The organism is Nocardia vinacea NBRC 16497, assembly GCF_000308835.1.
Taxonomy (GTDB): domain Bacteria; phylum Actinomycetota; class Actinomycetes; order Mycobacteriales; family Mycobacteriaceae; genus Nocardia; species Nocardia vinacea.
On record NZ_BAGN01000023.1, the window covers coordinates 1 to 9608 of the forward strand.

Sequence of the window (9608 nt, forward strand, 5' to 3'; positions counted from 1 at the left end):
CTGGGTCACGATCCGCGCGCGCGGGCGCAAACCCGCTCGCTGCGCGGCCTTTTCGTCCATCAGCAGGACAGCGGCCGCGCCGTCGGAGATCTGCGAGGAGGTGCCCGCGGTGTGGATTCCGCCCTCGAGTACCGGCTTCAGCTTGGCCAGGCCCTCGCGCGAGGTGTCGCGCAGGCCCTGATCCCTTGTCACGTCCAGCTTTTCGCCGGTGAGCTTGCCTTCCTTATCGACGGCGGGCGCCGTCACGGTGAGCACCTCGCGATCGAAGCGTCCCTCGGCCCAGGCCTGGGCGGCCAACCGCTGCGAGCGGACGCCCAGTTCGTCGAGATCGTCGCGAGTGAAGCCGCGCCGCTTGGCAATACGCTCGGCGGCCTCGAATTGATTCGGCAGATCGATATTCCAGGAGGCCGGGCGACGCGGGCCCGCATTTTCGCCGACGTTGGCGCCCAACGGAACTCGGCTCATCGCCTCCACGCCGCAAGCCATGCCGATATCGATGGCGCCGGTCGCGATCAGTCCGGCGATCAGATGGTTGGCCTGCTGCGCCGAGCCGCACTGTGCATCGATGGTGGTGGCGCCGACCTGCCACGGCAGTCCGGCGTGCAGCCAGGCGACGCGGGTCACGTTATTGGACTGTTCACCGGCCTGGGTGACGCAGCCGCCGATGACCTGCTCCACCGCTGCGGGATCCAGGTGCGCCTTCTCGAGCAGTCCGCGCTGGGCGAGGCCGAGCAGTTCGGCGGCGTGCAGACCGGCGAGCCAGCCGCCGCGCTTGCCGATGGGGGTGCGAGCGGCCTCGACGATGACGGGTGTGCCCATGTCCAACCTTTCCTCTGGGACAGAAACTGAAACGTGTGTTCACGCGCGATACGGCGGAGTCTGTCCTGTTCTTCCCTCATTATGCAGCTTATGCTTGAATGATTGTAGAACGTGTTTCAGTTTGTCGAAGGAGACATCTGGTGGTAGACCAGCGGAATGCCCGGCCGAATCTGCCGGATGGGTTCGATGTCACGGACCCGGACATTTATGCCGAGCGTGTTCCGGTCGAGGAGTACGCCGAATTGCGCCGTACCGCACCGATTTGGTGGAATCCGCAGCCCCCCGAGATCGGCGGCTTCCACGACGAAGGCTTCTGGGTGGTGAGCAAGCATGCCGACGTCAAGGAAGTCTCGCGCCGCAGCGAGGTGTTCTCCACCTTCGAGAACACCGCGATCCCGCGCTTCAACGACGACATCACCCGCGAGCAGATCGAACTGCAGCGCTTCGTCCTGTTGAACATGGACGCACCCCAGCACACCAAACTGCGCAAGATCATCTCCCGCGGCTTCACTCCGCGCGTGATCAACGGCCTGCGTGCCGAACTGAAGACCAGGGCCGAGGCCATCGTGAAGGAGGCGGCGGAGAACGGTGCGGGCGACTTCGTCACCCAGGTCGCCTCCGAACTGCCGCTGCAGGCGATCGCCGAGCTGATCGGCATCCCGCAGGAGGACCGCAGGAAGGTCTTCACCTGGTCGAACGATATGACCGGCTACGACGATCCGGAGAGCACGGCCGATCCGGTCGCCGCCTCCGCCGAGGTGCTCGGCTACGCGTACCAAATGGCCGCGGCGCGCAAGGAATGTCCGGCCGAAGATATCGTCACCAAACTGATCGAGGCGGATGTCGACGGCGATGAGCTGACGCCGGAGGAGTTCGGCTTCTTCGTGATCATGCTGGCCGTTGCGGGCAATGAGACCACCCGCAATGCGATCACGCACGGCATGGCGGCCTTCCTGGATCATCCGGATCAGTGGGAGCTGTTCAAGAAGGAGCGTCCGGCGACCGCGGCCGACGAGATCATTCGCTGGGCCACCCCGGTCACCTCATTCCAGCGGACGGCGCTGGAGGACACCGAACTCGGCGGCGTGCAGATCAAGAAGGGCCAGCGGGTGGTCATGCTCTACCGCTCGGCCAACTTCGACGAAGAGGTCTTCGAGAATCCGGAGAACTTCGACATCATGCGAAAGGACAACCAGCACTTGTCCTTCGGCGGTACCGGCGCGCACTTCTGCATCGGCGCGAATCTGGCGCGGATGGAGGTCGATCTGATCTTCAACGCCATTGCCGACGCCATGCCCGATATCACCAAGCTCGGTGACCCCAAGCGGCTGCGGTCCGGCTGGCTCAACGGGGTCAAGGAATTCCAGGTCGACTACAAGCCCTCGGGCTGCCCGGTCGCGCACTGAATCGCCGGGAATCCAGGCTTGTGTCGGCAGCCTGGATCCCCGGCCTTCGGTGACAGACAAGGGCCCCGCACCGGTTTGCCCAATAGCCGGTGCGGGGCCCTTGTTGTGCTGCCTCCGAGGGGAGAGGCAGCGCGCTCAGGTAATCGGCTCGGCCGTGGACATTGCGCGGTCGACCTCCCAAAAGGCCCGCAGCGCGGCGATTTTGCCCGATTCGTCGATCTTGTAGGTGAACACGCCCTCGGCATCGATCTGGTGCCCGCCCATCTTGGTGCGGATCAGACCGGTGAAGGCGATCTCGTTACCGCAGGCGAAGGAGTCCTCGAACAGGAACTCGATCGAATCGGTCTTCGCGATCGCCATATCCCAGAAGGCCGCGATGGCCTCCTTGCCGCGATGGCCCTTGCCCTCCGGATCGAAACCCGAAGGGCCGATGGGATCTTCGACGATTCCGTCGGTTGCGAACAGATCGACCCAGGCCTGCTTATCCCTGGCCCGCACCGCGGCCTGCGATGCAAGTCCGGCGGTCCTTGCTGGATGTTCGGAAGTACTCATACGCGTGCCTTCGCGACGATGGGGTCCTCGATATTCTTCGCGGCGAAGCGGCGCAGCGACTCCTGTTTGGCCGCCAGCTCACCGTCGAAGCCGATGCCATCGGCCAGCCACGGGACCACGATCGCATCGGTCACCCCGGCATCGGCCAGATCCTGATATCCGGCGCGCCCGAACTTGTCGATGCATACCGCCTGGATCTCGAAAGGCACACGCTCCCGGCCGAATTCGGTGCGGAGTGCACCGAGCTTGCCGATGGTTACGCACAGTTCGTCGTAGGTCATCATCGCCGAGGTCCAGCCGTCGCCGACCTTGGCCGCCCGGCGCAGTGCGGGCGCGGTGTGGCCGCCGATGTAGAACGGCACCGGTTCGCTCGGCGCCGGGCTGATCTGCAGCGGCTCGAAATCGAAGAACTTCCCGTGGTACTCGACCATGCCGCCGCCGAGTACCAGCTCGAGGACCTCGATCATCTCGTCGACCCGGGCGCCACGGTCGGCGTAGGGCACGCCGCACCATTCGAATTCCTCAGGTGCCCAGCCGATTCCGACGCCGAACCCGAACCGGTTACCGGACAGGTTGGCGACCGAGCCCACCTGGCGCGCAAGCAGCAGTGGATTTCGCGATCCGAGTTTCAGCACGTTGGTGTAGAAGCGAATCCGGCTGGTCACCGCCGCCATGGCGGTCGCGCCGATGAGCGGGTCGACCCAGGGGGTGTCCGGGCCCCAGAAGCGGCTGCCGTCGGCGGTGTAGGGATACTTTGCCGCCGCCGACTTCATATAGAACAGCGAATCCGGTAGGGCGATCGACGAAAACCCGCACTCCTCAGCGGTTTTCGCCAATTCCGGCAGCTGCTCCAGCGGACTCAGCGCGATTCCGACGGTGAACTTCAGCGGGGGCATCAGTTCGGCTGCTCCGAGCCGACCACCCACATCGAGAAGTACTGCGACCCACCGCCATACGCGTGTCCGAGCGCCTTCTTGGCATTCGCGACCTGGTAGTCCCCGGCCCGGTCCATGACCTGCTTGGCGGCCTCGGCGAATCGGATGAGCCCGGAGGCGCCGATCGGATTCGAGGAGAGCACGCCGCCGGACGGATTGACCGGCAGGGTGCCGCCGATTTCGGTCTCACCCTTATCGGTGAGCTTCCAGCCGTCGCCCTGTGGGACGAAGCCCAGGTTCTCCAGCCACATCGGCTCGAACCAGGAGAACGGCACGTAGATCTCGGCGACATCGATTTCGTTGAGCGGGTCGGTGATTCCGGCGGCCTGCCACAGTGCGGCCGCCGCATCCTGTCCGGCCTGTGGATTGACCTGATCGCGTCCGGCGAAGGTGGTCGGCTCGGTGCGCATGGCGGTGCCGTGCACCCACGCGACCTTCTTGCCGGTGGCCTCGACGGCCTTCGCGGCATCCTCGTCACCGATCACCAGGGCGCACGCACCGTCCGAGGACGGGCAGGTCTCGTCGAATCGGATGGGATCCCACAGCATTTGGGAGGAGAGCACCTTCTCCAGCGTGATATCGGGCTGGTGCAGGTGTGCCAGCGGGTTCTTCGCGCCGTTGCGGCGATCCTTCACCGCCACCATCGCGCCGATATGGCCCGGCGCATTCGATCGACGGATGTAGGAACGCACGTGCGGTGCGAAGTAGCCTCCCGCACCCGCGCCGACCGGCATGGTGAAGGGCACCGGAACTGACAACGCCCACATGGCATTCGATTCCGACTGCTTCTCCCAGGCGATCGCGAGTACGCGCTTGTGCACCCCGGCCTGCACCAGATTGGCGGCGACGATACCGGTGGAGCCGCCGACCGATCCGGCGGTGTGCACGCGCAGCAGCGGTTTTCCGGTGGCGCCCAACGCATCCGCCAGATACAGCTCGGGCATCATGACGCCCTCGAAGAAGTCCGGCGCCTTACCGACGACCACCGCATCGATATCGGCGATGGTGAGTCCGGCGTCGACGAGTGCACGATCGATCGCCTCGCGGCACATGCCCGCCATGGACACATCGGTTCGTTTCGTCACGTGATGGGTTTGTCCGGTGCCGAGCACCGCAGCGGGGAAACTCATCGGCTCGCCTCCGAATCCAATACGGCTACCAAGTTCTGTTGCAGGGCCGGACCGCTGCTGGCATGGGCGAGCGCGCGATTCGCGGTGCCCGCGATAATCGCCTCGGCCGCGAAGCCGATGCGCTCCAGGCCCGCGGCGAACATCGGATTGGCGGCAAGTGCGCCGCCTGACGGATTCACCTTGGTCTCGGGCCGCAGGCCGATGGCCTCGGCGAGAATCAGCTGCTGATGGCTGAACTGCGCATGCAGTTCGGCGATATCGAAGCCGCTGGTATCGCCGCCGGTAACCGACTGTGCCGCGGCCGAAGTCGACGGGGATACGGTCAGATCGCGGGCACCGAGATTGGGGGTGTCCACCCGATGCGCCATGTCGGTGATCCAGGCCGGACGCTCGCACAGTTCGCGCGCCCGGTCGCCGACCGCGAGCACGATGGCGGCCGCGCCGTCGGTGACCGGTGCGACATCGTGTGCGCGCAGCGGGTCGGCGACATACGGTGTGGCGAGCAGGGTCTCGATATCGCCGGAATCACCGGCGGCCACCGCCGCCATATCGCGCTCGGTCCAGCGTCCCGCATCCAGTCCGGCCTGCGCCTGCAGACCCGCGATGGACAGTGCGTCCGGCCAGAGCGGAGTGACCAGATAGGGATCGAGCTGCATGGTCAGAACCTGGCGCAGCGTACCCGCCGAGGACTTGCCGAACCCGTACACCAGCGCCGTCTGCGCCTGGCCGGAGCGGAGTTTCACGAACGCCTCGTAGAGCGCCCACGCGGCGTCCATTTCGACATGCGATTCGTTGATCGGTGGCACCGCGCCGATGGCATCGACCGCCGAGATGAACGAGAAGGCGCGGCCGGCAAGGTAATCCGAGGAACCGGAGCACCAGAAGTCGATATCGGACTTGGTAATGCCGAGTCGGGCGTAGAGCTGCTGGAAAATGGGCACCAGCATCTCGACACCATTGGTGGTGCCGAAGGTCTCCGGCACATGCGGTGCGTGAGCGAAGCCCACGACCGCGATGTCGGTAGCGTTGTTTGTCAACGGGGGCCTCTCAGAGGTGGTGCTTGTAGGTCTCGTAGTCGGCATCCGGCTCGCCGGTGGGTCGGAAGTGGTCCACATTGCTGAGCCCGAAGCCCCACTCCTCGCGCGGTTTCCACACCGCCTCCACCCGCATGCCCATCCGCACCTCGCTCGCCTCGCAACCGAGCACCAGGTGCAACACCGGGATATCCGCGCCGTCGAGCAGCACATATGCCGCCACGTACGGCGGCTTGATCCGCTGGCCCATGAACGGCACATTCACGATGCAGAAGGTGGTGACGATGCCGCGGTCGGGCAGTTCGACGATTTCGTCGGTCGGCCTGCCGTCGGTCGGATTGGCGCCGCGCGGCGGGAAGTACACCTTGCCCGCGGCGTCCGTGCGCCCGCCGAGCAGCTTGCCCTCGGCCAGACCGCGCAGGTAGATGGTCTCCTGCGGCGATGCACTGTGCATGTAGTGCAGGTCGACCGGGGTGATGAGCACCTCGATCGGCTCGCCGTCCGCGCTGGATTCCGCCGGTGCGGTGGACGTCTCGCCCGGTTCGAAGCAGGCGATGTCCTTGATGCTGCCGATGGTCTCGTCGGCCCAGCGTGCGACTACGCGCAATCCGGTGTGGATGTCCTCGGGTGTGGAAACATCGACGGCGTGCAGCAGCGTGGTGTCCGCGCCGTCGAGCTTGATCAGGGCCCAGGCGAACGGGCGGTCGAACGGCTGACCGGGCAGCGGATCGCGCACAAAGGTCCACGACTGGACGGTGCCGGTATCGGCCACATCGACGAATTCGGTCAGCGGTGCGGAGGTGACCGGATCGTATTCCGGCGGCGGCACCAAAACCCGCCCGTCCGAGCCGCGTACACCGACGATCCGGCGGGCGCGCAGCTTGGCCAGGAAGGTGCCGATGATCGGTCCGACCGATCGCGTGTAGTCGAACTGCACCCGAAGGGGTGCACTGAGTACGTCGGGCGCGGCAGTGTTCAATTCCGACCCTCTCTCATCCGTGATTGTCCCGGATGCGGTATTCCCCTGAGTCACGATATCGAGTAGAACAGGTTCTTATTCTGGTGGCAAGAAGTTGGCTGGAAAGAGGTCTCCCATGAAGTTCGGATTGCAACTCGGGTACTGGATGGCGCAGCCGCCACAGAATGCCGGTGAGATCGTGGTCGCCGCCGAGGCGGCCGGTTTCGACGCGGTCTTCGCGGCCGAATCCTGGGGGTCGGATGCCTTCGGGCCGCTGATGTGGTGGGGCTCGTCGACGAATCGGGTGCGGCTGGGCACCTCGGTGGTGCAGATGTCCGCGCGCACGCCCGCCGCGACGGCCATGCACGCACTGACGCTGGATCATCTCAGCGGTGGCCGGGCCATCCTCGGGCTCGGTGTTTCGGGGCCGCAGGTGGTCGAGGGCTGGTACGGGCAGCCGTTCGCCAAGCCATTGCAGCGCACCAGGGAATACGTCGGCATCATTCGCCGCATTCTGGAGCGGCAGGCGCCGGTCACCAATGACGGGCCGCAGTATCCGCTGCCCTACACCGGACCCGGCGCCACCGGACTAGGGAAGCCGCTCAAGCCGATCGTGCATCCGCTACGAGCGGATTTGCCGATCTGGCTGGGTGCGGAGGGACCGAAGAATGTGGCGCTGACGGCCGAGATCGCCGACGGCTGGCTAGCGATCTACTACGCACCGCGGCTGGCCGGCATGTACAACGACTGGCTCGACGAGGGCTTCGCCAGGGCGGGCGCACGGCGTTCGCGGGCGGATTTCGAGATCGCCGCGAGCTGTCAGGTGGTGATCACCGACGATCCCAAGAGCGAGCTGGAGCGGATGCGCTGGATCATGGCGCTCTACATCGGCGGCATGGGTGCACCCGAACTGAATTTCCACGCCCAGGTCTACCGGCGGATGGGCTATGAGCGCGAGGTCGACGAGATCGGCAGGCTTTTCCAATCCGGGAAGAAGGCCGAGGCCGCCGCCATGGTGCCGGATGAGCTGATTTTGGATACATCGATCATCGGCGACGAGGAGCATGTGCGTAAGCAACTCGGGGTCTGGGAGGCCGCGGGTGTCACCGAGATGCTGGTGTCGGTTCCAGATATCGAGCAATTGCATAGGCTCGCACCCCTTGTACAGATGTAGAACACGTTCTAAATTCGTAAGCGTGACGCAGGAGTCAGTAGAAATTCTCGGTCTCTGGAACATCGCGAACGCGGAACCCGATCGGATCGCAATGGTGGATCCATCCGGCCGCGAGGTGACCTATCGTGAGTTGGCCACGCTCGCAAACCGTTACGGCACCGGACTGCGGGCGCTCGGCTTGCAGCCCGGCGACGTGCTGGTCACCATGGTGCACAACTGCGTCGAGGCGGTCGCCGCCTACTTCGCGGCCTATCAGGCCGGGCTGTACATCGTCGCGGTGAACTGGCATCTGACCGGCCCGGAGGTCGCCTACATCCTCGCCGACAGCGAGGCGAAAGCGTTCATTGCCAGTGATCGGTTCGCCGCCGCCGCGATCGCCGCGGCGGATGAGGCCGGACTGCCCGCGACCGCGCGTTTCGCGGTCGGCGATATCGAGGGCTTCAAGTCGGTGTCGTGGCTGGGTGCGGCCGATACCGGTCGGCCGGATAACCGGACCACCGGCGCGCCGATGCTCTACACCTCCGGAACCACCGGGCGTCCCAAGGGCGTTCGGCGTCCGCTCACCGGCACCGACCCGGATGTCGTTCCGGCATATTCCAGCGCGTTCTTCGGTCTGTTCGGCCTGAAGCCCTACGACGAGCACGTGCACATCTGTGGTTCGCCGCTGTATCACACGGCCGTACTGAACTTCGCCACCATCTCGATCCAGTTGGGGCACAAGCTCGTTCTGATGGATCGCTGGGACGCGGAGGAGATGCTGCGGCTCATCGAGAAGCATCGGGTGACTCACAGTCATATGGTTCCGACCCAGTTCCACCGTCTGCTCGCGCTGCCCGCCGAGGTGCGCGGCAAGTACGACGTTTCTTCGTTGCGCAGCATGGTGCACGGCGCGGCGCCGTGCCCGGCCGAGACCAAGCGGCAGATGCTCGAATGGTGGGGTCCGACGGTCACCGAGTATTACGCGGCCACCGAAGGTGGCGGCACGGTGATCAACGGGACCGAATGGCTGACGAAGCCGGGTTCGGTCGGCAAGGCCTGGCCCTGGTCGGTGATCAAGGTGCTGAGCGAGGAAGACGGCTCCGAAGTACCCACCGGCGAGACCGGTCTGGTCTACATGCGCATGGGTACTTCCAGCTTCGAATACCACCACGCCAAGGAAAAGACCGAAGAGGCAAGGGTCGGTGACCTTTTCACGGTCGGCGATATCGGCCACCTCGACGAGGACGGCTACCTCTACCTGCACGACCGCCGCTCCGATCTGATCCTGTCCGGCGGTGTGAACATCTACCCGGCCGAGATCGAGAACGTGCTGACCACCCACCCGAAGGTCGAGGATGTCGCGGTCTTCGGTCTGCCCCATCCGGATTGGGGCCAGGAGGTCAAGGCAGTCGTCCAGCCGGTCGCGGGTGTCGAGGGCAACGAAGAACTCACCGCCGAGCTGATGTCCTTCGCCGCAACCCAATTGGCCAAGTACAAGATGCCCCGCTCCATCGACTACCTCGACGAACTGCCCCGCGATCCCAACGGCAAGCTCTACAAGCGCAAACTCCGCGACCGCTACATCCCGGCGTCGTAACGCCATCACACGCAGCCGGTTGCT

At 65.2% G+C, this 9608-nt stretch carries 9 protein-coding genes; 3 read left to right on the forward strand and 6 right to left on the reverse strand.

All coding sequences use genetic code 11. The features are described 5' to 3' along the window. Nucleotides 1-819: thiolase family protein (locus ON44_RS03290; RefSeq protein WP_040686293.1), on the reverse strand; the 819-nt coding region annotated here is incomplete at its 3' end. A gap of 98 nt (nucleotides 820-917) precedes the next feature. Between ON44_RS03290 and ON44_RS03295 the strand changes: the two genes are divergently transcribed. Further along, complete coding sequence (locus tag ON44_RS03295; RefSeq protein ID WP_051181438.1) at nucleotides 918-2225, forward strand: cytochrome P450; 1308 nt, start codon at nucleotides 918-920, stop codon at nucleotides 2223-2225. A 135-nt stretch (nucleotides 2226-2360) separates the two neighbouring features. Here the strand turns inward: ON44_RS03295 and ON44_RS03300 are convergent, their stop codons facing one another. Genes ON44_RS03300 through ON44_RS03320 form a run of 5 tightly spaced genes read right to left on the reverse strand, consistent with a single transcriptional unit; the run spans nucleotide 2361 to nucleotide 6855 of the window. Further along, complete coding sequence (locus ON44_RS03300; RefSeq protein WP_040686295.1) at nucleotides 2361-2777, reverse strand: nuclear transport factor 2 family protein; 417 nt, start codon at nucleotides 2775-2777, stop codon at nucleotides 2361-2363. After that, nucleotides 2774-3664, reverse strand: a complete 891-nt coding sequence (locus tag ON44_RS03305; RefSeq protein WP_040686301.1) for a TIGR03619 family F420-dependent LLM class oxidoreductase — start codon at nucleotides 3662-3664, stop codon at nucleotides 2774-2776. The genes ON44_RS03300 and ON44_RS03305 overlap by 4 nt, the downstream gene beginning before the upstream one ends. A gap of 8 nt (nucleotides 3665-3672) precedes the next feature. Next, complete coding sequence (locus ON44_RS03310) at nucleotides 3673-4842, reverse strand: thiolase family protein (RefSeq protein ID WP_040686296.1); 1170 nt, start codon at nucleotides 4840-4842, stop codon at nucleotides 3673-3675. Then, nucleotides 4839-5879 (reverse strand): thiolase family protein, encoded by a 1041-nt coding sequence (locus tag ON44_RS03315; RefSeq protein ID WP_040686297.1) that lies wholly within the window; start codon nucleotides 5877-5879, stop codon nucleotides 4839-4841. The genes ON44_RS03310 and ON44_RS03315 overlap by 4 nt, the downstream gene beginning before the upstream one ends. Nucleotides 5880-5889: 10 nt before the next feature. Beyond that, nucleotides 5890-6855: a Zn-ribbon domain-containing OB-fold protein gene (locus tag ON44_RS03320; protein ID WP_040686298.1), complete on the reverse strand. Its 966-nt coding sequence runs from the start codon at nucleotides 6853-6855 to the stop codon at nucleotides 5890-5892. 115 nt (nucleotides 6856-6970) lie between these two features. Here ON44_RS03320 and ON44_RS03325 point away from each other — a divergent pair, with 115 nt between their 5' ends. Together ON44_RS03325 and ON44_RS03330 are read left to right on the forward strand one after the other, a co-directional pair. Further along, the gene (locus ON44_RS03325) at nucleotides 6971-8008 is read left to right on the forward strand and encodes an LLM class F420-dependent oxidoreductase (protein WP_040686299.1); all 1038 of its coding nucleotides are present in this window, start codon (nucleotides 6971-6973) and stop codon (nucleotides 8006-8008) included. 22 nt (nucleotides 8009-8030) lie between these two features. Beyond that, entirely contained in the window at nucleotides 8031-9584 is a 1554-nt protein-coding gene (locus ON44_RS03330) for an acyl-CoA synthetase (RefSeq protein ID WP_040686300.1), read from the forward strand. Nucleotides 9585-9608: the final 24 nt, after the last annotated feature.

Excerpts from the sequence above, each read along its gene's own strand:
- ON44_RS03295 (WP_051181438.1), top strand. The coding sequence starts at position 918 with ATGATTGTAGAACGTGTTTCAGTTTGTCGAAGGAGACATCTGGTGGTA.
- ON44_RS03325 (WP_040686299.1), top strand. The coding sequence starts at position 6,971 with ATGAAGTTCGGATTGCAACTCGGGTACTGGATGGCGCAGCCGCCACAG.
- ON44_RS03310 (WP_040686296.1), bottom strand. The coding sequence starts at position 4,842 with ATGAGTTTCCCCGCTGCGGTGCTCGGCACCGGACAAACCCATCACGTG.
- ON44_RS03300 (WP_040686295.1), bottom strand. The coding sequence starts at position 2,777 with ATGAGTACTTCCGAACATCCAGCAAGGACCGCCGGACTTGCATCGCAG.